The following is a 26,274-nucleotide window of genomic DNA, read 5'->3' as shown; positions in this document are numbered from 1 at the left end:
GTCGGTTCCATTATTAATGGCATTCTCTTTAGTTGTTTACCCCTGGTAAACAACCTTTCCGTCCACGATGGTCATCTCGATTTTGGTCGTTAACAGTTCGTCTGGATCCTCCATTGACAAAATGTCGTTTGAATAAACCGTCATATCGGCTAGCTTCCCAGGCGAGATCGTTCCTTTTTTATGTTCCTCATTTGTCGCGTATGCCCCACCGATGGTAAATAGCTTGAACGATTCAAGCATTGACAGCTTCTCTTTTTCATTCCAGCCGTCATGCAATTGTGCAGGGTCTCTCCGGGTGACTGCTGCATGAATACCTAATAACGGATCAACAGGCTCGACCGGTGCATCGGACCCCCCTGCACATACTACTCCAGCCGTTAACAGCGATTTCCAGGCATATAAATACTGGATTCTTTGCTCTCCAAGTCTTTCTTTTACCCACGGGAAATCCCCAACTAAAAATCTCGGTTGAATGTCTGCTACTATGTGTGACTTTGCCAAGCGCTGGATCAAGTCCTCTCGCAGCAACGACACATGGATAATGCGGTCGCGGTGATTGACTTTCGGAAATTGATCAAGTATTTCCAGCACATTTTCTACTGCCTGATCACCAATGGTATGAACAGCTATTGGCATGGAGTGCTCTCTTGCCTCTTTCACCATGTGATAAAGCTCTTCCTGGCTGTGCTGCGCTTCCCCAAACTGGTTCGGCGCATCATAATAAGGGTCTGAGAGTAAAGCGGTTCTTTTCCCAAAGGCCCCGTCTGCAAAAATCTTTACTGCACCAATTTGCAATTTATCATTCCCATAACCTGCATATATGCCTCTCTCCTTCAAGCGATCAAGAAAAGGGTAATCAATTAAAAGGTTGCACCGCAGACCTTTTTCCTCTTCATTGATTAATTCATCATACATTTTATATGTTTGATCAAAGCCGCCCAGGTAGAGCGGATCATTCGTATGGACGCTTGTTATCCCCCGCTGTGCGACATGGTCCATTGCTTGCCCCAGGCCGGACTTCAATTCCTCATATGTATGGTCCGGTATGTAATCGGTAACCAGCTTAGAAGCCGATTCAAGCAGCAAACCCGTTGGTTTTTTGGTAGTTTCATCAAGAACAATTCTTCCGCCAGTTGGGACTGTTATGGACGGGTCGTAATGGGACATTTCAAGTGCTTTACTGTTTACAAGAAATGCATGGTGACAGATTCTCTTTAAGAAAACCGGGCAATGCGGGGCAACTTGATCTAGTTCCTGTATCGTCGGCATCGTTCCATCGGTAAAAAGGTTCTCATCCCATCCCATACCAAGCAGCCACTTACCCGGCGGAGTGGCACTCGCTCTCTCGCGTATTTTTTCAAGCATCTCTCGTTTAGATGTGATCCCAATCAAATTTAAATCCAAATATTGAAAAGCCACCCCTGAAAGATGAAGATGACTGTCAATCAGTCCGGGAGTCACCATCTTCCCTTGTAAATCGATAATTTTTGTGTCGCTATCTCCCCATTTTGTCATCATTTCTTTATGGGATCCTATCTCTGTAATCCGTCCACCGTCTACGACGACTGTTTCAACTAACGGTTGGTTTTCATCAAATGTGTGAATTACCCCATTAGTAAATATTGACTTTGACATAATGACCCTCCCAAAACATCAAGTAAAATAAAAGCACATAACGGGCGTCTATTAACTGCATAATCATGCATAATTACAATTATTTTATCAAAAAATAAAGATCTTACTAATAAAATATTAAAAATATTTATTGAAAAAAGGCGGCTACTATTAAATTGCTGCTAGCTTTATGCCTACATGAAGGCTGCCTTTCTTTAGTGTCGAGTCAAAGGTCTGCGGCCGCATATAAAACCCTAACGCCGTTCGAATAATTGTTGTAATAAACGATAAAGTTCCCTCCCTTGATCAGGAAGCATTAAAAAATTAAGCTTCACTGTTCTGAAGCCTAACATAAATAAACCGGGATGTTTGTCTCTCCCAAAATAGAAAGTGTTAACCTATCGAATATGTGAAGTATTCACTATATTCTTTATGGAATGACAGATCTATTTCTCCTCTCATCCTACAAAGTTCATATCTCATTTAACTTTTTACTGCCGCTTCTCTTTGATACACACACTTTCCGCCCATATAGGTTTCCATGACTTGAAGTTCATCAATTTTTTGTGGATCGATCTCTAAAATATCTTGATCAAGTATAATGAAGTCTGCGTAATAACCCGGTTTTAACTGGCCGACATTCGGAATACGTGTCAACTGCTGAGCCGCTCTTGTATAAAGCTCAATCGCTGTAGCCACATCTACCCTCTCATCTTGTCCAGTGTCCGTTCCATCATATGCCTTGCGTGTAATAGCTGATTTAATTCCAAGGAATGGATTTACCGGGTCAGCCCATGCTGTTCCTGGGGCATCAGATGAAAAGGCGACTTCTATGCCCTCTTTTAGCATCGATTTTATAGGATAAGTGCTTTTTGTCCTTTCCGCTCCTAAGTTTTTCAAATAGCTCTCTATTTCGGCATATAGGAAAACCGGTTGTGTAACAATGCCAATTCTGGCTTTAGCCATGCGTTTCATCGCTTGTTTAGTAGGCAAAGTAACATGCTCGATTCTGACGGATGGAGCGTCCTCCAGCCAGCCTTCTTTATCATAGAACGTATCAACAATTAAGTCGATCGCTTGCTCCCCCATCGCATGAATCACTAACTGAATGCCGTATTGTTTAGCCGCTTCACCCGCAGCCAATAATTCTGCTTTTGACGTAGTAGCAATTCCGCCATTTTCTCCTTCACCCAAAAATGGCGGATTCACCCATGCTGTCTGTCCAGAAATGCTTCCATCTGAAAACAGTTTGATTCCGCCAATATGAATAGGATTCTCTCGATTTGTTCGCTCCTTATCTTGAATCGGTCGTTTTTGTAAATCTTCCCATAGGTAGTAAAGCACCGTGCGTTGCTTCAACCCTTTTTCACGGCCTTGATTGTACATCTCCAAGTAATCAACCGGTTCTACTCTAGCCATTAAATCGGTCACCGCTGTAATGCCATGAGCAAGTAATTTAGGACTTAGCTCGGCTAATGCTAAAGCATCCTCTTCAATTGTCTGAACAGGCATAATTTTAAATACTAATTCCCTTGCACTTTCACGCAAAACGCCTGTCGGTTCGCCATTTTCATCCTTATCAATTTGTCCACCCGGAGGATTTGGCGTATCTTTTGTGATGCCGGCCATCTCTAATACTTTGCTATTCACCGTAGCAATATGAACACATGAGCGACTGGCAATCACAGGCACATCTGGAGCAGCTTTATCGAGATCCCAACGTGTCGGCATCCGACCTTCCGCTAATTTCCCCTCATCATATCCCCAGCATTGAATCCAGGAGCCCTCCTTCAAATTCTTTCTCGCTTCCTGAATCTTTTCAATCAACTCAGCGATAGAATAGACATTCGGAGGAAGAGCAGCAATTTGCTTTGAATACATAGCTAAATGCCATGGGTGAAGATGAGCATCAATGAGTCCCGGAAGTACCCGTTGACCTTGAAGATCGATGACATCACCTGCTGTTAAGGCAACCTCCTCCTGTTTGCCAACCCATATAATTTTGCCATCTTGCACCTTCATAGCAGTTGCATATGGTTGGTCGGAATTAGATGTGAAGATTTTGCCGTTTATAAAAGTTATTATGCCTTGGTTGTTCATTTCTATCGTTTTCCTTCCCAAATTAAATTATTAGATGCTTACTTTTCGATTTGCCCACTTATTTCTTGGCAGACCCTCAACGCTCACCTACTCAATCCCTACTAAAGATTGAATGATCCGCTTTCATTTTCTTGTTTTTATTGGTGTGTTGTTGCTTAAGTCATCCAAAATAAAAGCGGTTGCGCCGTATATGCTTGCGCATGTTAATTAATAATTTTGCTGACGTTATATTCAAATGCAATTAATGTGCCAATTTTATCAGGAATATATCCTTCCACTCTTCCCCATTGCTTTATGACTGGAAAACGGCTGACTTATTTAAAGTTTGTCAAAGCGATTGGCGAAAGAATTTTCTTTCTCCACACAAAAAAGAGGGAGAAAATTCTCCCTCCCTCGTAAAAAAATTTTACCGCAATCTGTATTTATCCATTTTGTATTTTAATGATTGTTTAGAAAGCCCGAGTCTTCTTGCTGTCTGAGCTATGACCCCATTGGCCTGTTCCAACTCACCCATAATAATTTTTTTCTCATAATCCTCTACTGCTTCACGAAGAGAATGAATGGTAGCACTTATTCTATTAGCTTCAGGAACAGGCCGTTTATATTCCCGAATCCTCTTCGGGATATCTTCTAGTGTAATCCGATGGTCATTTGCCTGATTAAAGGCAGTCTCTACTGCGTTTTTTAATTCCCTAATATTCCCCGGCCAGTCATAGGCTTTAAAGCAATCCATCACTTCCTGATCAATCTCATCGATAAAAATATTCATATTATTATTATAGAAGTTGACATAATGCTCCAATAGTACTTCAATATCTTCCTGTCGTTCCTTTAAGTTGGGTAGATCAATTTGGACCACCCCTAGCCGATAATAAAGATCTTCTCTCATTCTCTTCTCGGCAATTAGTAGATCAGGATCCTCATTTGTCGCTGAGATCACTCTTAAATCCACCTTAATATTTTTTTTGCCCCCTATGCGCCTAACGGACTTTTCTTCAATTGCTTTTAGAAGTTTTACCTGAAGGCCAATCTCTAAAGAATTAATTTCATCCAAGAACAGCGTTCCGCCCTCCGCTTGTTCAAATAGGCCTTGTTTATCTTCTGCCCCGGTAAAACTCCCTTTCGTTGTTCCAAATAACGTGCTTTCGAGCAAGTTAGCGGGAACGGCTCCACAATTTAAAGAAACGAAAGGCTGGCTGTATCTGTCACTTAAATTATGTATAGCTTGGGCAATAACTTCTTTTCCTGTTCCTGTCCTTCCGTAAATAAGTACAGTTGAATCCGTTTTTGAAATTTTTTCGATTTTATTTTTAATAGCTATCATAGTTGGATTGACGGTGATAATATCATCAATTGTATAAATGGTATCATTTTTACGGTACACTTTATGGCGAGCATACTTATCCATATGCTGAATATTTTCTTTCGGAAAAAAGTGTTTAGAAAACTCAACCGCTCCAATAATTCTATCTCCTTCTTTGATTGGGTAAGTCGAATTAACCGATACTACTACATTTCCTTTTGTTGTTGTAATTTCCTGTCTAATGTTACAAAGGGGACGGCCACTTCTTAATACATTCATTAACGTGCTATTTTCGTTGGTTAAATCTTTATAAAAAGAGGTGACATGTTTCCCTAGAAAGTTTTCGGGTCTGAGATGAAGCTCTTTCAATATATTTAAGTCAGCCATATCATAAAAAATAACATTTCCGTTCGCATCGACGACTAATACATTGTCGAAATCGGATAAGTTTTTAAAACTTTCTACATCAATCATCACCTTTTCTCCTCCTATCCGGTGTGAAAGTTCGTCATCTATGCAGCAGACCGCTCGTCAGTTAAAATGTCCGCTTAGAAAATTAGTGTATTCCAATTGTACCATGTCCTTTTTTGAAAATTAAAGGCTGCAAAATTTATTGCCGTGCAGATGTATGACAGATTGCTTGAATGATTAGCTGGCATAAGCATAAAAACCCTGATGGTGAGCCTATGCAAAAGCGACCCCCAGGGTTAAATAAATTATTATTCATAAACTAAATTTTTTCAACGTTCGTATTATTTTCATTCATGCTAGCCGTCTGCTTTTTCGCTTTGCCCTCTTTCGGCCGCTTCGATTAAATAGGTTTCAAAGTCTTCTCCTGACAACGGTTTGCTAAATAAAAACCCTTGTCCTTGGCTGCAGCCATCCTCATTCAGTACATCTAATTGCTCCTGGCTCTCCACCCCTTCAGCAATAACATTGATCCCAAGCGTCCGTGCAAGTGTTAAAACAGCTTGTACAATTGCCTGACTTTCTTCATTTTGATGAATATCCCGAATGAAAGAGGCATCGATTTTCAACGTATCCACAGGTAAATATTTAATGTAGCTAAATGAACTATATCCAGTACCAAAGTCATCAATAGAAATATGAATACCGATGTCCCGCAGTCTTTGCAAAGTATCGGCCGCGTGATCGATATCTGCAAATACACTTTCCGTTACTTCAAGCTCCAGCCATTGTGCCTCCAATCCGGTCTCTGTTAAAATTTCTTCAATTCTCTCTATAATATTGGGATGCGCTAATTGGCGAACAGACATATTAACCGAGATTTTTAATGGTGGGTACCCTTTGTTTTGCCATTCTTTATTTTGCCTACATCCACGCCGGAGAACCCACTCTCCAAGAGGAAGAATAAGGCCCGTTTCCTCGGCAACCGGAATAAATTTATTGGGAGAGATCCTCCCCAGCTCCGGATGGTCCCAGCGGACAAGCGCCTCCATTCCGATGAGTTGATTTTTAGAAATATCCATTTTGGGCTGATAATCAATATGAAAATGCTCAAGCTCAATCGCTTTTCTTAATTCATTCTCCAGCAGGATGCGCTCCAAGGATTTCTCTTCCATCTCTGGTTTAAATAATGCATAGCCGTTTCTGCCCCGTTTCTTAACGGAATAAAGAGCGGTATCCGCTTTATTTAATAATTCATCTGCATCTTCACCGTTCACCGGAAAAAGCGCAATGCCAATACTGCAGGAAAGCGTATAGTGCTCGCCTGCAACTTTCAATGGTTCTTGAAAGTTAGAATGAATCCTTTTGGCAATCTGATCCAGCTCTTCCATGCCCGATACATTGTTTAGCAACACAGTAAATTCATCTCCACCCAGCCGTGCGACTAAATCACTTGGTCGCAGCGAGTTTTTAATACGGCGAGCAGCCTCAGTTAGGATAAAGTCTCCATTCTCATGTCCCCAAGAATCATTCACAAACTTAAAGCGATCCAAGTCGATAAACATAACAGCAAGCTGAGAAGAATAACTCTTAGCATGATCCACTTCTTTTCTCAATCGGTTCATGAATAATCGGCGGTTAGGCAAGTCCGTCAATGTATCATGATAAGCTAAATGATAAATCATTCTCTCTGATTTTTTCCGTTCGGTTATATCTCGCATCGCCAGCACGAAGCTTTTGATCTCACCATCTTTATCAATGACGGGATTAATCTTCGTTTCCGTGTCCTTATACGCTCCCCGGTTCGTCTTTATACGGAATTCGAGCAGCGAGGATACTTTCTTTTTAGCAGCCAGAAGCTTTAACTCTTCAGAAAGAGTCAGTTGATCTTCTTCATGCACCCATTGAAAGATCCTTCCTGACTCTAATTTCGCAAGCTCATCGCCCAACAACAATGCATGAGATGGAGACATGTAGAGGAAGCTTCCTGACTGATCAATCACTGATACCAAGTCAGATGAATTCTCTGCAATTAGTCGATATTTCCCCTCGCTCTCTCTCAATTCCTCTTCCATCTTCTTTCGAAGACTAATATCGTTTCTTATCGATGCATATTGATAAGGTTTCCCGAGATCATTCAAAAAAGGAACAATCGTTGTGTCTACCCAATAAAACGACCCATCTTTCGCCTTGTTTCTTATCTCTCCCTTCCAGATTTGACCGGAACCAATCGTTGCCCACATTTGTTTAAAAAACTCCCGTGAATGATAACCCGAATTCAATATACAGTGATCTTCACCAAGGAGTTCCTCCTCATTGTATTTAGAAATTTTGCAAAATTTTTCATTCACGTAAAGTATCTTTCCTTGATGATCGGTAATAGCGACAATAGAAGACTGATCAATTGCATATTTGACATCTGTCAACTCTTTTAAAATATTCTCCAATTGATTGTCTTCTACATTCTTAGAAGGTACAGGCATGATAAATCTCTCTCTTCTCTTTGTTTTTTCTTTTGCTGTACAATATTTACTATACATATCTGGGTATATCCAAACAAAAAAACCGACTCAAAAAAGAGTCGGTTGCACTACTCGCTCCAAGCCATTCAAGTGCCCACATACAAATGACTGTTCATCGCTTCCACCATAAGATTGTTATAAAAAAATTCCACAAATGTCTTATTAGACTAACGTTTTTTATACAATTATCATAGTTCGATATACCCGTCAAGTCAATGTCTACCGTTATTTATTTCTAGCATTATTCGTCTCTTAATGAGGCCTATTTCACAAAGAAACCTAACAATATTTATGAGGCCTAGATCAAAAACCTTGCTTTTTCCTCTGACAAGAGAAAAGGATAAATACACCTCGTCTTACTCGTTTTTTATCCTTATTCACTTATCTATCTTTATTTAATTCTGCCACAATATGGCCAACTTCACGCAAAACCAGTTTTTCCATCGCTAATGTTACTGCGCCAGTAGAACCCGGCAGCGCAAAAATGATCGTTTCTCCAGCTACACCTGCAACAGCTCGGGATAAGATAGCCGCAGAACCGATATCTTCTGTATAACTAAGATAACGAAACAACTCACCAAATCCGGTTAGCTCTTTCTCAAACAACGGTGCCACTGCTTCAATCGTCACATCCCGCTTAGCCACACCGGTGCCTCCATTAATGATAACCGCATTGATTTGGGGGTCTTCAATCCCTTGCCGAACAGCTCCTGTAATCTGTTCCTTTTCGTCAGGAACGATCTGGTAGCGTGCAATGGAATGGTGACTGTTGATTAAAAACTCTTTAATTTTTTTTCCGCTTTTATCCGTTTCTTCTGTTCGTGTATCGCTGACAGTAATCACCTGACAGACAACATGCTTTGCCGCTTGCCCTTTATGAGCATGTACTCGTCTTTCATTCATGTGAAATGGGTGCACCTCTCTTCTTTAACCGCCAATATAAGACATCTCAATTTTTGGCCGGTTCTTTGCTGTTTCTTCCGTTCGCTCATCCGAATAGCGGTCCGTTCGCGCAAGCCAAAGAGCTGACATATGATCTCTTACTTTTTCTATTGAACTCGTCGATCGGAGCACAGCCTTTAAATCGCTGCCTTTTGTAGCAAATAGACAAGTGTACAATTTTCCATCTGCAGATATTCTTGCCCGGGTACATGTCGAGCAGAATGATTCTGTCACTGAAGAAATCACACCAAACTCTCCGCTTCCATCCTTATAACGAAAACGGCTCGCTACTTCGCCGTAATACGCTTCATCTGCTGGTTCTACAGGAAATTTGCTGCTGATGAACTTGACGATTTCTTGCTTGGATACGACCGAAGAAAGCTGCCAGCCATTCGTGCTTCCTACATCCATAAATTCAATAAAACGAAGGGGAATACCTTCTTTTTTAAAATAAGTCGCCATTGGCAAAATTTGTTGCTCATTTACACCTTTTTTCACAACCATATTTATTTTAATGCCAAGGCCGGCCTTCTGCGCTGATTCAATTCCTCTCAGTACGGTTTTCACGCTGACAGATCGGCCGTTCATTTGTTTAAAAATGGTATCATCAATCGCATCCATACTAATATTCACCCGTTGCAAGCCAGACGATTTCAATGCTGTAGCATACTTGGGCAACAAGACACCATTCGTTGTTAAAGCAATATCCTTAATATTTGTCTTGGCATATAAGCCATGAATTAACTCGGGGAGGTCTTTTCTAAGCAGGGGCTCTCCTCCCGTCAACCTGACTTTCTCTACGCCAAGCTCTGTTGCTGCTTGAACGACACGGATAATTTCCTCAAACGTCAAATATTCCTCTTTCGGTAAAAACGGATAGTCTGCGCCAAAGATTTCAGCCGGCATACAATAAGAACAGCGGAAGTTACACTGATCCGTCAAGGAAATCCGAATGTCTCTTAGCGGTCTGTTAAACTGGTCTTTTACTTGTCCCATTCATTTCTCCTTTCTGGATGCCACGGCTGTGCAGATGTTTGCATGGAGGCAGAGCGCCTTACTCATCTACAAATAATTGGCGATAGGCATCCTTCGTATTGATGTTTTGGAATAACCTTTCAGTTGATTGGAGATCAGCTTCCGTTATTTTCTTAACGTTTACTTCACTAAGTAAATCGATCATCCGATAGTTTCCCTTTGTAAGCTGGGCTGTAATAACAGGCAACACTCGGCGATGATAAACGGCTGCAAGCGGCTGTTGACGGCCGGCTATGCTGGGAATCACAGCATCAAATGACCGATCTGCTTCAGCAATGAGTGCATTCATCACTTTTTCGTTTATTAATGGCATATCACATGGAAGAACCACATACCATTCGGCGGTAACCTGCTTCATTGCGCTATATAAGCCAGCCATCGGCCCTTTCCCGCAAAAAGGGGGGATGTCTTCTGTTACCTTGACAGCGGGATCTTGACTAAATCGGCTGGTAAGTGATGGATGACTGATGATCACCACTTGATTGGTAAAAGGGACGAGAGCTTGCAAAGAATACTCATAAAAGTATTTTCCATTGTATCGGACGAAGGCTTTAGGCTCACCAAACCTGCTTGATTCCCCACCAGCAAGTATGACACCGGCCCACAGCTTCTCTTTTTCTGTGGTCAATGCTTTTACCCTCCGCTTACAGGCGGAATAAGCGCCACTGTATCGCCGGAACGGACCACATCATCTGAGTCGGCATATTCCTCATTGACAGCTACAATGAGCGTGTCTGTCTCAATAGAGTACTTTTCACGCAGTTCGCTTAACAACTCTTCTACGGTCAATTCGTTGCTCGCTACTTCCAACTGCTCTTTGCCAATCTGCTCTTTCAAATGAGCAAAACAAAGAATGTTAATCATACATATTTTCTCCTTTCGGTCTTCCTTCTGGATAGGCTTCTGTCTCCAATTGATTGCCGATCCATTTTTCTCCGTCTTCCCAATGTTCTTTTTTCCAGATAGGCACAATTTGTTTAATTCGTTCAATGGCATATTCACTCGCCCTGAACGCATCCTTGCGATGTGGAGTAGACACGGCAATCACCACGGCAATATCAGAAATCTTTAAATGCCCTGTCCGATGTGTAATAGCCGTTTTTGCCTCTGGCCATTTCTGGCTAATTTCTTCTCCAATCTTCTCTAACTGTTTTTCAGCCATCGATTGGTAAGCTTCGTATGTTAAGGATAAAGTCCGGCGACCATGTGTATACTCCCGAACAGTTCCAATAAAATTAGAGATGGCCCCCGCTTCCGGTCGGACTACTTTCTTCGTTACCTCTTCAATAGAAATCGGGCGATCTGTCACAACAAATAACCGTTCCACCTTCCGTTCCCCCTTCTAAAAATCTATGTTAATAAACTTCTCTTATTTCGGTTCATTCTCCTTCCATGTTACAATCAAATAGCCATATTTAAGGAAAATCATACTGAAAAGAGGGATTGTATGTCTGAATTTACTCATTTTAACAACCAAGGCCGAGCGAAAATGGTGGATATCACTGAAAAACAGGCGTCTCATCGCTCGGCGGTTGCCCAAACAAGCGTGCTCGTCAATGAACAAATTTATCAGCAAATCAACGATCAGTCGATAAAAAAAGGGGATGTGCTTGCTGTTGCCCAGGTAGCTGGCATTATGGCTGCCAAACAGACGTCCTCTCTCATCCCCATGTGCCATCCCATTCCTATCAGCGGTGTAAATATCTCCTTTGATTGGGTAAGCGAAGATGCCAACTACAGGCTGGTTATTGCTGCTTCTGTGAAAACCAAAGGCAGCACAGGTGTAGAAATGGAGGCTCTTACAGCTGCGTCCGCTTGTGCCTTGACCGTTTATGACATGTGCAAAGCAGTCGACAAAGGTATGGTGATCGGCCCTACTTATTTAGTAGAGAAATCCGGCGGAAAAAACGGCGATTTTCACCGCAGCGAGCCTGTCCGTTAGAGACAGGCCGTTCGTTACCCAAATAATTTAGCATAATACTTTTTTGCCTCTGTTTGGTCGTTCGTTCCATGGACCAGGACCCGGCCGTCATAAAACACAGCTAGTCGGTGAGGAGAGAAATGAACGGTCACCATATATGGATTGCGCTTGACGGCATAACCTTGTCGGATAAACGAACGCTCTAATTCCAGAAGATTTACTTTTCTTGCATGCACCGGGCGAATCTGCACGGTATTTCTCCCGCATAACACTGATACTTTTGCTAGATTTTCATGGGAAAGATGCGGATAAACTGGCGATTCGCCGCATGTAGGGCACGTTTTTCGCTTTACTTTGCTCACCTTGATCTCCTGATGCATATTTTTCCAAAGATCAAACATAATAAGCTTACCGTTTAGCGCCTCCCAATCTTCCACTAATATCTTCAATGCTTCTGTTACCTGATAGGAAATGACGTGAGTGGCTGCCGGGCCAATAATACCTGCCGTGTCACACGTATGTCCAGTGCCGACTGCTCCTTTTTCCCATAAACAGCGGAGACACGGTGTTTCTCCAGGCAATATAGCAAACACCATACCATGGCTGCCTGTACAGGCGCCATATATCCACGGAACTCCCAGCTGATGGGCGGCATCGTTAATCATGAGCCTTGTTTCATAATTATCGGTTGCATCAATAATCAAATCTGCCTCTTCAGCCCATTTTAGCAACTCAGCATAAGAAGCATCCATTACTTCTGCTTGGATCCTGACCGCCGAGTTAATAGCAGTAAGCCTACGTTTTGCAGCGATTGCTTTGGGAAGAGCCAGTCTTGCATCCTCTTCACTGTACAGCTGCTGGCGCTGCAAGTTACTTTCTTCCACATAATCACGGTCAACGATCGTCAGACGGCCGATTCCCGCACGCACTAACGCTTCTGCATTTCCTGTCCCGAGGGCCCCTGCGCCAATAAGAAGCACATGCTTCTCCTGCAACTTTTTCTGTCCTTCTTTGCCGACAGGAGAAAACAGCTCTTGTCTTGAATAACGTCCCTGCATCTTGATCTTCCTTTCTAGGGGCAAGACTGACTATCTATTATGCAAGCAAATTTCCTGCTTGAAAATCTTTTATTTTATGTTTTGTAAAAGTCTAATATACCTAGCTATAGCGGCTCATTTAGTTCTCTCAATCTTTATTATTTTACCATAAATTGAATGTATTCATCTGTCCAAGGCGGACTTTCACTCACAGATCAATTGAGAAATACAACACGACCGATCGTTTTCTTACTCAACATGGTCTTCTTCCTTGCCTCTGCCATCCTGTGTAAATTTTGCAACTGAAAAATCAAACCGGCCGTGCGGTAAAATAGGATTCCTTGCTGAAGACAGCCCCCTCTAATGAGTTAGATTTTCTTCTTTTTTACGAAAAGGCATACTATCCAATGAGGGCAGTATGCTCCAGATAAGCGAAAGGGCCTCTGATTATCAAACTAGACTGTTGCGCATGTAGCTCACAAACCAATTTATATACCTCTCTTCTTCTGAAAGCAGGAATACGGGACAGGTCGGCTGCTGCAGCGCAATGGGCTTCCAGCTAATCACCGCTTGAACGTTTACCAGTTGTTCAAGTAATTCCAGTTCGTGCGGCTCTTTAATTAAAACAACTTTTGGATACCCGGCTCGTTTGTATCCCTCAATTAATAGCAAATCGACAGGAAAGCTGTTATACAGCGGTAGAATCTCTTCAAGCCGCCAGTTTGTTTTCGCAGCTGTTATTTGCAAAACACCGCCGCCTTCTACCCCTGCGGCAAGCGCTCCCGCCTGCCGATGCCTTTCGCTGTCCTTGTAATCTTCAGGTCTATCTGGTGTTCCCCCGTGGCCGTGATGCTTTAAAGAAGCTACCGTCCATCCCTGCCGTCCTGCCTCTGCAATCAATTTGGCCATTAATGTTGTTTTTCCGCTGTTCTGATAGCCGGTCACTTGAAGAATAGGCTTGTTCACCCCCAAGGCCATTCGCTGCCCTCATGAGAATCAAGCAGCAGTACATCAACCAGGTCGCCTTGCTGGAAGCCCCTTGTACCACCGGGCAATACCATCAACACGTCTGTATAGGCAAGTACAGCTACTGCGTTGGATTTATTGAAACCGCTTGGATCTACACGCAGAAAACCAGTCTCCATATCAATGGAACTCCTGACGAAGCGAGTGAATGGATTAGGCTTTAAAAAGTCGGCCGCCAGCTCCGCTTTCACCTTTTTTAAATGCGGCTTCTCAGAAAATGAGCGGTGAACAACAATCGGTCGAACAAATAATTCAAATCCAACATAACAGGCGGAAGGATTCCCTGACAGACCAAATAAAATCTTACCTTCCGTCTTGGCAACCGTCGTTACACTTCCCGGCCGCATCGCTACTTTATTAAAGAGCACTTCAGCACCAATCTTTGCATAAATATCCGGCAACAGATCAAAATCTCCAACCGATACCCCTCCAGTAGTGATAAGTATATCTACTGTCTGCAGAGCTTCTTGGATAGCAGTAAGACAAAGATCAAATTGATCAGGCAGCTTTCCGAAATAAAGCGGCTCTGCTCCTGCTCTTTTAATCTGAGCAAGAATCATATGAGCATTGCTGTTGCGGATTTTCCCTGGCTCTAGTTTCTCCTCTACATCCAACAGCTCCGACCCCGTTGCAAACACACCGATAACTGGTTGTTTGGCTACTTCTACCGTGCTATAGCCAAATGTCGCTAAGAGAGCCATTACACCGGGATTTATGTATTCTCCTTTTTGAACAAGCACTTTGCCTTCCTGTGTATCTTCACCGGCAAAAGAAACATTGTCACCGGATGAAAACGGCCGTTTAATCGTCATATACTTGTCTGCCCCATCGGAATGTTCAGCTGTCAATTCAAACATAACAACGGCATCACACGAATCAGGAATTTGCGCCCCTGTCATAATTCTGACTGCTTCCCGCTCTTTCACTTCTCCATTGAATAGATCTCCTGCTCCAATCTCTCCAACTATGCGAAAGGTGAGAGGATTGTCTCTTGTAGCTGTTTTGGAATCCTGCGCTCTAATGGCAAAGCCGTCATACGGAGAACGGTCAAAAGGTGGCACAGGATGTTTCGCAATGACATCTTCTGCAAGCCTCCGCCCATAAGCTTGATCAATATGTATGGTTTCTTTTGTTCCGTTGCCAGCCAGATCCATTACCTTTCTTACAGCTTCGGCAACGGGAATAGGTGTTCTTTTTTCCAACTTCTCCTGTCTCCTCTTTTGGTTAAATTTGATCTCTCTCTGAATATCCCTTGAGTATTTTATAAAACAAGATAGCTGCAGTGTCACAGTTTATTTTATTTAGTGTATCGTAAAACACGTATAGGTTCAAAACACCGGCATAGCCTAAGTACAGACAAAGCTTACTTTCCCTCTTGGATCAATTAAAAACATTTGTTTTTTTACTGTAAACTCTCACGAGAAACTAAAGAGGGCAAAGACTTGTGAACGTCCTGCCGCATTGGGTGCAACATTTGTACGTTATCTTTAGTGGTTTTATCATTCTTACTCCGGTATTTCCAATATAATTTTACCGAATTGATGCCCTTTTTCCATATACGATTGAGCTTTAGCTGCTTCCTCCAGCGAAAAGACTTGGTCAATTGCTGGCCTTATCTGATGCTCTTCAAAGAACTGGATCATATCTTCAAAGTCACGCGAACTCCCCATGGTTGATCCCATGACATTCAAATGCTTAAAAAATAAACGAGGAAGAACAAGGTCAGGAACAGGGCCGGTTGTAGCTCCAAAACTTACAATCCTCCCGCCTGGCTTAGCTAATTGAATTAAATCATTAAACGTTTGTCCTCCTACGCCATCAATTGCAAGGTCTGCGCCCCCCATCTGTGCTTTTAAATCTTTCACATATGTATCCTTGCGGTAATTCACTCCACCCTTTGCTCCTAAATCTCTCGCTTTCTCTATTTTTTCCTTACTGCTTGAGGTTACAAACACATTTGCCCCTGCAGCTACAGCAATTTGCAAAGCAAAGAGTGCTACTCCACTGCCAATTCCCGGAATCAACACCGTTTCGCCTTGTTTCACTTTCCCTCTAACCACAACTGCCCGGTAAGCAGTTAACGCCGATAATGGGATGGATGCCGCTTCTTCCATGGATAAATATTCTGGCTTATTGTACACATTTTCAGCAGGGACAGCTACATACTGAGCATAGGTGCCATCTGTCGGCATTCCCAATATAGAATAATCCGGTCCATTGAAATGATCACTATCTCCCCAGTTCAAGGAAGGATTAATAATAACTTCGCTTCCTAGTTCTCTCCCTTTTACATTTTCCCCTAAACCAGCTATTTCTCCGGCTCCATCCGCCCCGAGAATTGATGGCAGCTTCATTCCCGGGTATTGTCCATAAGTAATCCATACGTCCCTTCGATTAAGTGAAGCATATTTTAGTCGCACTAGTATCTCATTTGGCTGCGGCACAGGAGTGTCCACCTCTTCATACACTAGTTGATCAGGTCCTCCTATTTCTTTTAAAACGATAGCTTTCATCCCATCTTCCCCCTTTTCAAAATTCTTCTCTACCCCAAAAATAACTGAATAATCAGTAAATAACAACTTTTCTGCTCTCCTTTTCGATACTATCTGTTTCCAGCCAGTTACTAAATTTCTTGTGAATGGCTTAAGAGCAAATGCTTTTCTATTAGGCATGTAAAGAGCGAGAGAAAATCGATTATATCCTTTTTACAGCGTCATTTCGTGACTGTTAAAGCCCTATCTCTATTGATAGAAGAAATGATTCGTTGATAGCATTTTTTAACGATGAGCGGCTTTAATGGGACATTAAACAGCCTTTTATCCGGGGGAATTCGAAAAAGAGGATCAGTGGAAAACTTCTCGTTGAATCTTACGATTGATGTGATAAGGGTGATCCTTACTTCATTATTGATTAGGATAAATTTCGGACGGTAACCTTTGGTATTGTCTCTATACATTTTAATATTCATGTCAGTGAGACTGCTTCTAGATTTCCAAGCTACTAATCTATCTTCTCTGGCTTGGAAACGAACCGTCCTTTTTTCAAACACAGCAAAACAAGACATTTCTCATTTAATAATTATAGCTTTCTCTTCCATTATGAGACCTCTCCTTTAGTTTATATCTATAAATAGGTTAGATAGGAACTAGCTGTTTTATAGAAATCAATTGCTTGTCCGATCAGTACTCTGTTTCGAAAGAGATGGACAGTCAAAAAATTAGGCAGTCTAAGCCTGCCTATCTGTCAGCTTTCATCTGCCTAAAATAACCCTATGCTGTTTATCTGCTTAAACAATAGACTTGATCAGCAGTAAAACTTTGCTAATCATTGCTAATGGTTTCTAGTTCCTTTTTTCACAACGAACAGCTGCATGTCGTTCTGCTGCCACCTCGATTGCTTACCAGTAGTAGCCCGGATAACCGTATCCATATGGATAGCCATAGGCATAAGGATAACCATAGGCATAAGGGTAGCCATAAGCATAAGGAGCAAGCAAGGCGCCTCCTAATAACCCTGCAGTAAAACCTCCGAGGAACGGATAACCAAAGCCGTAATAAGGGTAGCCAAAACCAAAGCCGAATGGACGGCCAAAGCCAAACGGTCTGCCAAAGCCAAATGGTCTGCCAAAGCCAAATGGTCTGCCGAAGCCAAATGGTCTGCCGAAGCCAAAGGGGCGACCGATTCTTCCGATTCTCATATCATCATCAATGGTCTGCTCTTCTGCTGTATTTCCGTCATAAAAAGGCTCTTCTGCCAAGTGTTCAGTCTCTATATTCATAAAAAGCGCCTCCGTCTCTTTAAAAGTGGATGTCAATAAATCATATGCCTTAATGATTTATTTTCTTGGGCGCTTTTTTAATTTGTAATTATTCACAAAAGAAGGCTTAATGGCAAAAGCATTCGATCTTCTTCTGTTCATATTATACTGAAACAGCGTTTAATATTTAGTTTATTTCACAATAAGCTTGTGCACATATCCTTTGAGCGAGCGGCTATTTGGACAGATGTCACCCCTCTTCTTATGTCTTTCATTATACTTATTCAGCGGGTCTTGGACCTGCCTTCAAGCCGGAATTTTTCATAGTCAATATAGGTCGCACCGTTACATCCCCATTTACATAAACTTGACAGGATAGTCGCAGAAGGTCTTCAATTCCTTTTTCGGAGAAGGCCTGTTTTTCGGCGTTAGTTACTTCATAATATTCACCCGCCAGCACCTCTACTCGACAAGTCGTACATCTTGCTTTTCCGCCGCATTGGTGAAGGATGTCTACACCGTTATCCTCCAATGCTAAGACTAGCTTTCTGCCTTTCTCCACCTCAAACTCTCCATGACCTATCACAGTGATAATCGGCATTACGTAGCCACCTCTCAGAAAACATTTTGGTTGCTCTTTCTTTTCATACAATTACATCAAGTGTCGGTTAAAAGGCTGATTTGTATACGGGGGCTCAAGAAAGATAAAGATAAAAAAGCCGGCAAATATGCTGGCTTTTTGCTGAACAAGTATCTCAGGGCTTTAAAATAACTTTAATACAACCGTCTGTTCTTGTATCGAATATTTCATATCCGTGCTTTGCTTGATCAAGCGGCAACACGTGTGTGATTACGTCACCTAAATCCACTTTCTCTTCAGTCATCATTTCGTATAAACGTGGCATCACCGGAATGACTGGCGCCTGGCCAGTTTTAATATCTACATTTCGCTGAAAAATGTCGCCAAGCGGAAAACCATTGTACCGACCGCCATAGGCGCCCGTTACCTGAATAGTTCCTGCCTTCCTCACAGCTTGGGAAGCGATGGTTATCCCACTCATAGCCCCGCCGTGAAGCTTTAAGCCTGACGCAAGAAATTCCATCGGAGTCATCTTCCCGCTCATCCCCGAACAATCAATCACGACATCAGCTCCGCCATGAGTAATTTCCTTTAAGTAGTTTCCTGTATTCTCATGTTGTTCAAGATTAACCGTTTCTACTTTATTCGTGTTTTGAGCATGGTTCAAGCGGTATTGAAGATGATCGACAGCAATCACTCTTTCTGCTCCTTTTAACCAGGCAAATTTTTGGGCAAGCAATCCGACCGGCCCGCAACCTAAAATGATAACCGTATCGCCGTTCTTTACTCCTGCATGATCAACGCTCCAATAAGCTGTTGATGCAGCATCCGCCAGTAAAACTAGTTTTTCATCCTCTATTTCACAGTTCTCTGGAATTTTGAAAGGAGTAAAATTCCCGTAAGGGACACGCAAATATTCAGCTTGACCGCCGGCGTATCCACCCGTAGTTTCAGAATAGCCCAAAAATCCACCCATGTCTCCGTGCGGGTTTGAGTTGTCACACTGGCTCGTTACATCATTTTTACAATACCAGCATTCACCACAGCTAACGTTAAAAGGGATGATAACACGATCTCCTTTTTTTACTTTCGTTACTTCAGGGCCTACTTCCTCAACGATGCCCACTGGCTCGTGACCGATAATGTAATCCGTTGGCATATTGGGAATGAGTCCGTGGATTAAATGAAGATCTGAGCCGCATATAGCTGAAGCGGTTACTTTTACAAGAATGTCATCCGCTTTCTCAATTGCCGGATCTGTTACGTCCTTCACACGGACATCTTTTAAACCTTGATACGTCACGGCCTTCATAAATGTTTCTCCTCCTTTTACTTGTCAGGCGTTGCCATCATACCCTGTCGGTCTGTGTCAACAGGAAAAAGAGTCATCTCAGCGATATCAAGCGCCATTGCTGCTGACTTCAAATCTAATTCCACTTGCTTTCCGACATCATACGGATAGAGCCACCCTTTATTCATCATCAGCTCGGAAGCCTCCTCGTGTAAATCCAGCGCTTGTTCCAGCTGCCGATATAGAGTATCTCTTACCTCTGGGCTCGCCGTTTCTGTCACAGCAAATGCATAATTGCGAATGCTATTTTTAATAGCTAACAAAAAATCCAAAGCAATAGCGGCATCTGTTTTCTCAAGCATTCCTTCAGCATTTACAGGATCTAAAAAATCCATTTTCATCTTTTTCACCTCATTGCGTATAGTCGGTTCGAGCTTTATTGTATAGTTCCTGTAATTCCCGAATAGCTTGAATGGACTGTTGGACATCTTTTTCCATTAATTTTTTTAAATCATTATCAAGACAAAGCCCCTGCATCATTTTAGATTTGAGCAAACCAACAGTTTTCATATTAAAAATTTCATGAGCCTCCATCGTTTCATGATAACCCATTGCTTCTTGCGTCATTTTGTTCACCTCCGCCGTCTTAACAGCGTTATTTTCCCTCCAGCAGTAACTATCTATACAAAGGGCTATGAATGTGGGCAACAAAACTGTTGAAAGCGTTAGTGCAGCTCATTGGTTGTTCCGAGACACAGGGATAATCGTTACACGATTACATAACCTAAACAGGTACACAATAAGTAGGGAGGGAAAAAGGTGAAACATTCTTTAGGACTTCATGAGACAGTGGATGCACATGAATTACTTACATTTAAAAATCTTTGTGTGACAAAGTCAGCATTAATGAGCGGGCTAGTAAAGGATGAGGAATTAAAAACATTACTTGAAAATGATGCCACTATCGGGCAAGGACACATACAGCAGCTACAAGCCTTTCTCAAGAAAGGAGGAAGTTATTCATGAATCAAATTGTAAAGAGCCTTGTAGGAATGGGCGGAATGACAGATCAAGTCATCGCCACTGATTTTCTAATTTCAGCAAAAGAAGGAGTTAGAAACCTTGCGGTAGCCCTTACAGAAACAGCTACACCTGAGTTACGGTCCACATTAAGAGAACAGCTGAGAACAGCGATTGAGACACATAAGAATATCAGCAACTATATGATAAATAAGGGGTATTACCATCCAGGCAAGTTAAACGAACAGCTGCAGGTGGACTTCCAAGCGGCCCAGGCTGCGATCAATATGGTTAAAGATTAACTCTTTCACCTATATAAAATGATAAAAGTATGTAAATCGTAAAAAGGGTACCTAGAAGCAAGCTTCCAGGCACCCTCTTGTTTTTTCTTCACAATCTGCCAAACAAGAACAGACTGTTATAGCGGACGATTTTCAAATGGCGGCTCTACTGGTTTTGGCGCTACTTTGGAGCGCTCTAGAGCCGGTGTATCTTTGCGGGCAATTTGATAAATGCCGGCACTTACTACTTTTGCCATGTTCTCCATTTTTTCTTTGCTGATTTTATCAATTGTATCCGTTGGCTGATGGTATTCCGGCTCTAACGGTGCATAGGTGAAAACAGCTGCCGGAATACCGCCGTCGTGGAATGGCTGATGATCACTCCGGCCCACTTTTCCATAAGTAAGCGGACTGAACACACGCGTGCTTGCAGAAGCGCCAGTATTCGTAACAATGTTTCTCTCGCCATCTACTGTAAACATGATCATCTCTCCTGCATTTTTACTGCCGACCATGTCAAAGTTAAACATGCCAACAGAACGGTCTTTTTCTTCGCTCGTTAAAGTGGAAACATAATGATAAGACCCAAGCAAGCCAAGCTCCTCAGCTCCAAATGTAAGGAACCGTATTTCCGTGTCTGTTTGCTGGTTACTCAGGACACGGGCAATCTCCAGATTCACGGCTACACCGGAAGCATTATCGCTTGCACCTGGTGAGCCAGGCACGGAATCATGGTGAGATCCAACATAGAGAATCTGTCCAGTGTCATGATTTTTATGAGCCTTTTTCGTAGCAATGACGTTATAGGATGTTTTGGTGACCATGGCAGCTCCAAGAACTTTTACAGTTGCTGTCACTGTCTGCTCTTTCTCAATCGAAGCTTTCAATTTATCTCCCTCTGCCTTTGTTAAGCCGAGTGTGGGCACAAACTCACCAGTGGAAGGAAGGTTACTTTTTAAGGCACCAGCTACATTATTGTAAATAAGGACTGCGTTCGCCCCCGCTGCTGTTGCATTAGCGACTTTGTCAGCAAAAGCGATCGTTCCTCGTTCAACGAGCGCAATTTTTCCTTTTAAATCCTTCCCGGCAAAATCAGACGCTTCTCCAAGGCCTACATAGACTATTTCCCCTGTTATTCCTGCACTCGGCGTATTAGGAGAATACTTGAAAGCAGTTGGTTTAAAGTTTTGTTCAGCTTGCCCTTCAATTTTTAAAGAAACTTCTTGCGCTTCTTGGTAAGTTTGGAAGTCAAACGGCTGGATGTTTACATCTAATCCATAGGAACGATACTGGGATACAATATAGTCAACTGCTCTTTTCTCTGCTTCCGTGCCTGCCACACGCTCACCAATTCCGACCGATAATTCTGATACATGCTTATAAATTTTTTCAGCATCAATTTTTTTGATGATTTTGTTGTCAAATGCCTGCGTTGATGCCTCGACAGCAGCCGGTGTGTTGTATACTGAGAGTGGCATCACCATCATACCTGCTGCAATAGTCCCTGATAATACCGCCTTTTTCCATTGATTCATTCCATCCCCCTCTTTCTCCATTTCTATTAACTTTTTTAATGTTTGGTAAATATGTAAGTTCTTGATAATCATATAACAAAGTAAGCGTTTTCCAAATAGGCTATTATCCGTATATTCATCGATAACAAACAAAATTTTCAGACAATTAATAGGCATATATACCTGTATAGCAAGCAGCCTAAAGATACCTTTTTCCTAAGATACCTTCTCTTACGGTTGTTAGCTATTTAACTATTACAATCGTTATCTAGAAGGTCCAGGTATCTATCCCTCTTTACTCTATCCATGAGCAATAATCCGACAATGCTGTCTCAACAAAATGAATTTATTTACATGTATTGGTACATCTGGCAACCAATCTGCTATACTATTTAAATAGTTCAGAATACTTTTCGAAAAAGGAGCAAGAAGGAATGAACGTACATACGCAATTTAACGGGAAGGTCTGCCTTATCACAGGGGCAGGCAGTGATGAGGGCATTGGTTTTGCCGCAGCTAAAATTATCGGGGGGCTCGGCGGCAAACTTGCCATTACCTCAACGACTGAGAGAATTTATGAACGTGAAAAGGAATTAAGAGCAAAAGGAATTGAAGCAAAAGGCTATACAGCTGATTTAATGGATTTTGAACAGGCACAACAGCTGATCAAACACATTGTAAAAGATTTTGGAAAAATTGATATCCTTATTAACAATGCAGGAATGGGGCAAGTCGGCTCACCTGAAAAGTTTATTCCTTTCGTAGAATTAGACACGGAAGAATGGAATGTTTCCATTTCGCGTAATTTATCTACCTGTTTTCATGTCACCCGCGCTGTCCTACCACAAATGATTGAACATGAATATGGAAGAATCGTCAACGTCTCCTCCGTTACAGGTCCACTTGTTAGCAATCCCGGAGAAACCGGATACAGTGCAGCTAAGGCAGCCATGGTTGGCATGAGCAGAGGTATTTCTATTGAAGTTGCCAAGCATAATATTACGGTCAATAATGTAGCCCCGGGGTGGATTGCAACCGGTTCACAGACAGATCACGAAAGAATTGCAGGAGAAAATACACCGATGGGCAGAAATGGACATCCCGATGAAGTTGGGCATTTAATTACGTTTCTGGCGTCGGAACAGGCTTCTTATATTACGGGACAGCTTTTCGTTGTCGATGGTGGCAACACCATTCAGGATTATAAAGGCCCTCGTGAACATTATTATTAAGTGCTGGTTCCCCTTCGATTCTAGAAAGAGACGTTTTTTATCTGATCAGCCAATCATTTTCTGCTTTATGAATAAATAAAGAACAAATAGGAGATAATGCGGGCAGCTACTGAATTTGCCATACATTCAAGGAGAGAACATGCCAAACATTTTAACCTATTTCATATTCGGAATGACTATATTATTATTTGTTCTTATGCTTTGTTTACTCGCTGGCTGGCGTCTGATTGTCAAACGAATGGTACAGCAGGCCGGCAAAATTATTTTAACGGACACCTATCAGGAGAACATTATGGAGCTCATTCCTGGATTTCGACATATGGGCATTCAAAACACACTCGAAAATAGCCTTCGTGCGGAAACAGGCAAGGTTCTTCACCGGCCGCTCGGCTCTTCAAAAAAGTGGCCTCATTTAGAGTCCATTACTTTTATCCCTGCACAGACGTCTCCTTTTCCAGTCAGCAGCGAAGAAGAGATAGATATCGAAGTAACCATTGGGCCAAAAGCAAAAAAACCATTGAGAATTCCCATTCCATTAATGATCAGCGGAATGGGATATGGCGTTTCTCTTAGTGAACAGGCACGGCTCTCTTTAGCTAGAGCAGCCAAAAACACAGGAACAGCTCTTAACTCTGGTGAAGGCGGAGTATTGCCTGAAGAGCTAAGCGCTGCTGGAAAGTATATTCTACAATTCTCCAAAACGGAATGGGGAAAAGAAGAAAAGCTGATCAAACACGCGGATATGATTGAAATTAAATTGGGGCAAGGAGCCTTGTTTGGAATGGGCACCCATATTCCGCCCGATGACTTAACAGGCGATGCTCGTAAAGTTATGGGACTGGAAAAAGGGGAAATGGCCATTATTCACGAACATTTTTTTGAGAATCAAACATTGAATGATGTAAAAGAACTTGTGCAACAACTTCGGAAGCTGTCAGGAGGTGTGCCGATCGGTGTAAAAATAGGGGCAGGTGGCAAAATTGAAGAAGATATTGATCACCTACTTGCTATGGATGTCGATTACATTGCTATCGACGGCGGACAAGCTGCTACATACGGTTCTCCTCCTATTTTATCTGATGATTTCGGCATTCCAACTTTGCATGCGATCGTCCGGGCTGTCAATCATTTAGAACAGAGAAATATGAAAAAACAAATGAGTTTAATTGTTTCTGGCGGGATGCTTACCCCTGGGCACTTTTTGAAGGCGCTTGCTCTTGGAGCCGATGCGGTCTATTTAGGTTCTCCGATACTATTTGCCATGTCACATGGTCAATCAATCACCCCTCTTCCGTTTGAGCCTCCTACGCAGGTGGTCTGGTATAACGGCAAGCTTAAAAACCAGTTTGACGTTGAAGAAGGAGCAAAAGCGGCAGAAAAGTTCTTGATAGCAAGCACTGAAGAAATGAAAACTGCCTTACGAGCAATGGGCAAGCGCTCGCTGAAAGAGTTATCAAAAAGAGATTTAGTTTCATATGATCAGTCTACCGCTCAAATGGCCGGTATTCCTTTTTCATTTGAACCATGGGCAGACATTCATAAAAAGGAATAGTCACTGTTCCGCTCGTTTCATCTGTCTGGATTGCTCCTTCCTGCCCCTCTTTCGTATGAGAGCGATGACCAATAAACATAGCGGAAGAAGTGTCTGGATCAGCAGCGAATAAAAAGGGAAGGACTGATTTTCATCTCGGGCGAATGCCATTGTGTCCGGGATCGACCAAAAACTAAATTCAGCAATTAAAATGCCAATCGGCCAGATAATGAAACGGTAACTAGAAAGATTCAACCACTGGGCCGTTCCTAAGACAATAACATAATAAAAAACTGAAAGCTTTACAAACGCTCCCATAATCCAAATAGCCATGACGATCGCATCAAGGTTTTCAAAAAAATCGGCCCAGCTAATATAGCGGCTAGCATTCATTAAAGGATAGATTTTAGATGAAGTGGTTACTCCCAGAACAAAAAGAGTAGTTAAGCTGACAGCAATGAGTGTAACCATGACAGCCAATACAATGATCAACCCTTGTTTAAGCGCTTTTTTTCCATCTGACAAAGAAGGCAGAAAGAAGGCAATCAAAAAAAATTCAGCAAACCACCCACTTAGTATAACAGCCCCTTTTATCGGAGGAATCACCCCCTCTTCCAGCACTGGTAATATATTTTTAATTTCAAAATTAGGGCTCAGCAAAAAAATCAGAATAATAAGCGGAACAAAAAAAACTGGGAAAAACAGCTGGGTTATTCTTCCTATAATTTCCAATCCTCCCTGCACAGCAAAGGCACAAAGAAGAAGCATCGAGGCAATCACAACACTGATCGGAGTTTTAAATAAAAAGGAGCTGGCAATGAATTCACTATAGGAACGAACAATTTGTCCTGTTATTTCGATATAAAACAATAAAATAAAAAAAACGACTACTTTTCCCATGAAGCGGCCAATGATTTGTTCAGTGGATTGAACGATAGTTTGGCCTGGATACAGTTTATGTAATTGAACAGCTATATACACGGTGACAAATCCGATAAACGAGGCGATAATGGGCGACAGCCATAAATCTTGTTTAGCATACCCCGCCGTCACACTGGGAACTGAAAGAATAGCGGTAGCAAGAATGGTTGGGTACATCATCATAGACATTTGCAGGGTTGAAATTTTACCTTCCTTCATCCATGTTCCTCTTTTCTTGA

General features: G+C 42.2%; 25 protein-coding genes and 1 riboswitch. Of the genes, 5 read left to right on the top strand and 20 right to left on the bottom strand.

Going from position 1 to position 26,274, the window contains the following annotated elements; all coding sequences use genetic code 11:
- Positions 1-36: 36 nt before the first annotated feature.
- The 9 genes from MKZ02_RS13370 to MKZ02_RS13330 all read right to left on the bottom strand — a co-directional run bounded on the left by MKZ02_RS13370 (position 37) and on the right by MKZ02_RS13330 (position 11,251).
- Positions 37-1,635 (bottom strand): amidohydrolase, encoded by a 1,599-nt coding sequence (locus MKZ02_RS13370; RefSeq protein WP_340853973.1) that lies wholly within the window; start codon positions 1,633-1,635, stop codon positions 37-39.
- Between the two features lie 462 nt (positions 1,636-2,097).
- Positions 2,098-3,714 carry an amidohydrolase gene (locus tag MKZ02_RS13365; RefSeq protein ID WP_340853972.1) on the bottom strand — a complete coding sequence of 539 codons (1,617 nt, stop codon included), beginning with the start codon at positions 3,712-3,714 and terminating at the stop codon, positions 2,098-2,100.
- 406 nt (positions 3,715-4,120) lie between these two features.
- Positions 4,121-5,491 carry a sigma-54 interaction domain-containing protein gene (locus tag MKZ02_RS13360; RefSeq protein WP_340856400.1) on the bottom strand — a complete coding sequence of 457 codons (1,371 nt, stop codon included), beginning with the start codon at positions 5,489-5,491 and terminating at the stop codon, positions 4,121-4,123.
- Between the two features lie 293 nt (positions 5,492-5,784).
- Entirely contained in the window at positions 5,785-7,908 is a 2,124-nt protein-coding gene (locus tag MKZ02_RS13355; protein WP_340856398.1) for a sensor domain-containing protein, read from the bottom strand.
- Between the two features lie 87 nt (positions 7,909-7,995).
- Positions 7,996-8,079, bottom strand: a riboswitch (cyclic di-GMP riboswitch).
- A gap of 249 nt (positions 8,080-8,328) precedes the next feature.
- Entirely contained in the window at positions 8,329-8,850 is a 522-nt protein-coding gene (locus tag MKZ02_RS13350) for a MogA/MoaB family molybdenum cofactor biosynthesis protein (RefSeq protein WP_340853970.1), read from the bottom strand.
- Positions 8,851-8,874: 24 nt separating this feature from the next.
- Positions 8,875-9,885, bottom strand: coding sequence for a GTP 3',8-cyclase MoaA (gene moaA, locus MKZ02_RS13345; RefSeq protein WP_120031540.1), 1,011 nt, complete (start codon positions 9,883-9,885; stop codon positions 8,875-8,877).
- 58 nt (positions 9,886-9,943) lie between these two features.
- Positions 9,944-10,552 carry a molybdenum cofactor guanylyltransferase gene (locus MKZ02_RS13340; protein WP_120031542.1) on the bottom strand — a complete coding sequence of 203 codons (609 nt, stop codon included), beginning with the start codon at positions 10,550-10,552 and terminating at the stop codon, positions 9,944-9,946.
- Positions 10,553-10,557: 5 nt separating this feature from the next.
- Positions 10,558-10,788, bottom strand: coding sequence for a molybdopterin converting factor subunit 1 (gene moaD / locus MKZ02_RS13335; protein ID WP_120031544.1), 231 nt, complete (start codon positions 10,786-10,788; stop codon positions 10,558-10,560).
- On the bottom strand, positions 10,781-11,251 hold the full coding sequence (locus MKZ02_RS13330) for a molybdenum cofactor biosynthesis protein MoaE (RefSeq protein WP_120031546.1): 471 nt from the start codon (positions 11,249-11,251) through the stop codon (positions 10,781-10,783). The genes moaD and MKZ02_RS13330 overlap by 8 nt, the downstream gene beginning before the upstream one ends.
- Positions 11,252-11,371: 120 nt before the next feature.
- Here MKZ02_RS13330 and moaC point away from each other — a divergent pair, with 120 nt between their 5' ends.
- On the top strand, positions 11,372-11,866 hold the full coding sequence (gene moaC / locus MKZ02_RS13325) for a cyclic pyranopterin monophosphate synthase MoaC (protein WP_120031548.1): 495 nt from the start codon (positions 11,372-11,374) through the stop codon (positions 11,864-11,866).
- Between the two features lie 14 nt (positions 11,867-11,880).
- Here the strand turns inward: moaC and MKZ02_RS13320 are convergent, their stop codons facing one another.
- The 9 genes from MKZ02_RS13320 to MKZ02_RS13280 all read right to left on the bottom strand — a co-directional run bounded on the left by MKZ02_RS13320 (position 11,881) and on the right by MKZ02_RS13280 (position 20,163).
- Complete coding sequence (locus tag MKZ02_RS13320; protein WP_120031551.1) at positions 11,881-12,903, bottom strand: ThiF family adenylyltransferase; 1,023 nt, start codon at positions 12,901-12,903, stop codon at positions 11,881-11,883.
- 429 nt (positions 12,904-13,332) lie between these two features.
- Complete coding sequence (mobB, locus tag MKZ02_RS13315; protein WP_340853966.1) at positions 13,333-13,860, bottom strand: molybdopterin-guanine dinucleotide biosynthesis protein B; 528 nt, start codon at positions 13,858-13,860, stop codon at positions 13,333-13,335.
- On the bottom strand, positions 13,845-15,110 hold the full coding sequence (locus MKZ02_RS13310; RefSeq protein ID WP_120031555.1) for a molybdopterin molybdotransferase MoeA: 1,266 nt from the start codon (positions 15,108-15,110) through the stop codon (positions 13,845-13,847). Before MKZ02_RS13310 ends, mobB begins: the two co-directional genes overlap by 16 nt.
- A 303-nt stretch (positions 15,111-15,413) precedes the next feature.
- Entirely contained in the window at positions 15,414-16,421 is a 1,008-nt protein-coding gene (locus tag MKZ02_RS13305; protein WP_120037749.1) for a zinc-binding dehydrogenase, read from the bottom strand.
- A gap of 884 nt (positions 16,422-17,305) precedes the next feature.
- On the bottom strand, positions 17,306-17,686 hold the full coding sequence (locus tag MKZ02_RS13300) for a hypothetical protein (protein WP_340853965.1): 381 nt from the start codon (positions 17,684-17,686) through the stop codon (positions 17,306-17,308).
- A 259-nt stretch (positions 17,687-17,945) separates the two neighbouring features.
- Positions 17,946-18,266, bottom strand: coding sequence for a 2Fe-2S iron-sulfur cluster-binding protein (locus tag MKZ02_RS13295; RefSeq protein WP_120031559.1), 321 nt, complete (start codon positions 18,264-18,266; stop codon positions 17,946-17,948).
- Positions 18,267-18,420: 154 nt separating this feature from the next.
- Positions 18,421-19,557 carry a zinc-dependent alcohol dehydrogenase gene (locus MKZ02_RS13290; protein WP_340853963.1) on the bottom strand — a complete coding sequence of 379 codons (1,137 nt, stop codon included), beginning with the start codon at positions 19,555-19,557 and terminating at the stop codon, positions 18,421-18,423.
- A 17-nt stretch (positions 19,558-19,574) separates the two neighbouring features.
- On the bottom strand, positions 19,575-19,937 hold the full coding sequence (locus MKZ02_RS13285; RefSeq protein ID WP_340853962.1) for a spore coat protein: 363 nt from the start codon (positions 19,935-19,937) through the stop codon (positions 19,575-19,577).
- 10 nt (positions 19,938-19,947) lie between these two features.
- A complete protein-coding gene (locus MKZ02_RS13280) occupies positions 19,948-20,163 on the bottom strand; it encodes a spore coat protein (RefSeq protein ID WP_340853960.1) in 216 nt (71 codons plus the stop codon).
- Between the two features lie 192 nt (positions 20,164-20,355).
- Here MKZ02_RS13280 and MKZ02_RS13275 point away from each other — a divergent pair, with 192 nt between their 5' ends.
- Together MKZ02_RS13275 and MKZ02_RS13270 are read left to right on the top strand one after the other, a co-directional pair.
- Positions 20,356-20,562, top strand: a complete 207-nt coding sequence (locus MKZ02_RS13275; protein WP_120031567.1) for a hypothetical protein — start codon at positions 20,356-20,358, stop codon at positions 20,560-20,562.
- The gene (locus MKZ02_RS13270; RefSeq protein WP_340853958.1) at positions 20,559-20,858 is read left to right on the top strand and encodes a spore coat protein; all 300 of its coding nucleotides are present in this window, start codon (positions 20,559-20,561) and stop codon (positions 20,856-20,858) included. The genes MKZ02_RS13275 and MKZ02_RS13270 overlap by 4 nt, the downstream gene beginning before the upstream one ends.
- A 116-nt stretch (positions 20,859-20,974) precedes the next feature.
- Here MKZ02_RS13270 and MKZ02_RS13265 read toward each other — a convergent pair whose 3' ends face one another.
- Complete coding sequence (locus MKZ02_RS13265) at positions 20,975-22,372, bottom strand: M28 family peptidase (protein WP_340853956.1); 1,398 nt, start codon at positions 22,370-22,372, stop codon at positions 20,975-20,977.
- A 413-nt stretch (positions 22,373-22,785) separates the two neighbouring features.
- On the opposite strand from MKZ02_RS13265, the gene MKZ02_RS13260 reads away from it, so the two are divergent.
- The gene (locus MKZ02_RS13260; RefSeq protein ID WP_120031573.1) at positions 22,786-23,583 is read left to right on the top strand and encodes an SDR family NAD(P)-dependent oxidoreductase; all 798 of its coding nucleotides are present in this window, start codon (positions 22,786-22,788) and stop codon (positions 23,581-23,583) included.
- A 139-nt stretch (positions 23,584-23,722) separates the two neighbouring features.
- Entirely contained in the window at positions 23,723-25,135 is a 1,413-nt protein-coding gene (locus tag MKZ02_RS13255) for an FMN-binding glutamate synthase family protein (RefSeq protein WP_340853954.1), read from the top strand.
- Here MKZ02_RS13255 and MKZ02_RS13250 read toward each other — a convergent pair whose 3' ends face one another.
- On the bottom strand, positions 25,136-26,254 hold the full coding sequence (locus MKZ02_RS13250; protein WP_340853953.1) for a GerAB/ArcD/ProY family transporter: 1,119 nt from the start codon (positions 26,252-26,254) through the stop codon (positions 25,136-25,138).
- Positions 26,255-26,274: the final 20 nt, after the last annotated feature.

Origin of the sequence: Pseudobacillus sp. FSL P4-0506 (assembly GCF_038003025.1) — a bacterium.
Taxonomy (GTDB): domain Bacteria; phylum Bacillota; class Bacilli; order Bacillales; family Domibacillaceae; genus Pseudobacillus.
Note: the sequence above shows the minus strand (reverse complement) of the source record. Positions and strands in the feature narration are given on the sequence as shown.

What these genes read in the sequence shown, in the direction of transcription:
- MKZ02_RS13320 (WP_120031551.1), bottom strand. Translation starts at nt 12,903, where the DNA reads ATGCAGGGACGTTATTCAAGACAAGAGCTGTTTTCTCCTGTCGGCAAA.
- MKZ02_RS13290 (WP_340853963.1), bottom strand. Translation starts at nt 19,557, where the DNA reads ATGAAGGCCGTGACGTATCAAGGTTTAAAAGATGTCCGTGTGAAGGAC.
- MKZ02_RS13250 (WP_340853953.1), bottom strand. Translation starts at nt 26,254, where the DNA reads ATGAAGGAAGGTAAAATTTCAACCCTGCAAATGTCTATGATGATGTAC.
- MKZ02_RS13285 (WP_340853962.1), bottom strand. Translation starts at nt 19,937, where the DNA reads ATGAAAATGGATTTTTTAGATCCTGTAAATGCTGAAGGAATGCTTGAG.
- moaA (WP_120031540.1), bottom strand. Translation starts at nt 9,885, where the DNA reads ATGGGACAAGTAAAAGACCAGTTTAACAGACCGCTAAGAGACATTCGG.
- MKZ02_RS13365 (WP_340853972.1), bottom strand. Translation starts at nt 3,714, where the DNA reads ATGAACAACCAAGGCATAATAACTTTTATAAACGGCAAAATCTTCACA.
- MKZ02_RS13350 (WP_340853970.1), bottom strand. Translation starts at nt 8,850, where the DNA reads ATGAATGAAAGACGAGTACATGCTCATAAAGGGCAAGCGGCAAAGCAT.
- MKZ02_RS13355 (WP_340856398.1), bottom strand. Translation starts at nt 7,908, where the DNA reads ATGCCTGTACCTTCTAAGAATGTAGAAGACAATCAATTGGAGAATATT.
- mobB (WP_340853966.1), bottom strand. Translation starts at nt 13,860, where the DNA reads ATGGCCTTGGGGGTGAACAAGCCTATTCTTCAAGTGACCGGCTATCAG.
- MKZ02_RS13295 (WP_120031559.1), bottom strand. Translation starts at nt 18,266, where the DNA reads ATGCCGATTATCACTGTGATAGGTCATGGAGAGTTTGAGGTGGAGAAA.
- MKZ02_RS13280 (WP_340853960.1), bottom strand. Translation starts at nt 20,163, where the DNA reads ATGACGCAAGAAGCAATGGGTTATCATGAAACGATGGAGGCTCATGAA.
- MKZ02_RS13305 (WP_120037749.1), bottom strand. Translation starts at nt 16,421, where the DNA reads ATGAAAGCTATCGTTTTAAAAGAAATAGGAGGACCTGATCAACTAGTG.
- MKZ02_RS13270 (WP_340853958.1), top strand. Translation starts at nt 20,559, where the DNA reads ATGAATCAAATTGTAAAGAGCCTTGTAGGAATGGGCGGAATGACAGAT.
- moaD (WP_120031544.1), bottom strand. Translation starts at nt 10,788, where the DNA reads ATGATTAACATTCTTTGTTTTGCTCATTTGAAAGAGCAGATTGGCAAA.
- MKZ02_RS13360 (WP_340856400.1), bottom strand. Translation starts at nt 5,491, where the DNA reads ATGATTGATGTAGAAAGTTTTAAAAACTTATCCGATTTCGACAATGTA.
- MKZ02_RS13370 (WP_340853973.1), bottom strand. Translation starts at nt 1,635, where the DNA reads ATGTCAAAGTCAATATTTACTAATGGGGTAATTCACACATTTGATGAA.
- moaC (WP_120031548.1), top strand. Translation starts at nt 11,372, where the DNA reads ATGTCTGAATTTACTCATTTTAACAACCAAGGCCGAGCGAAAATGGTG.
- MKZ02_RS13265 (WP_340853956.1), bottom strand. Translation starts at nt 22,372, where the DNA reads ATGAATCAATGGAAAAAGGCGGTATTATCAGGGACTATTGCAGCAGGT.
- MKZ02_RS13300 (WP_340853965.1), bottom strand. Translation starts at nt 17,686, where the DNA reads ATGAATATAGAGACTGAACACTTGGCAGAAGAGCCTTTTTATGACGGA.
- MKZ02_RS13260 (WP_120031573.1), top strand. Translation starts at nt 22,786, where the DNA reads ATGAACGTACATACGCAATTTAACGGGAAGGTCTGCCTTATCACAGGG.
- MKZ02_RS13255 (WP_340853954.1), top strand. Translation starts at nt 23,723, where the DNA reads ATGCCAAACATTTTAACCTATTTCATATTCGGAATGACTATATTATTA.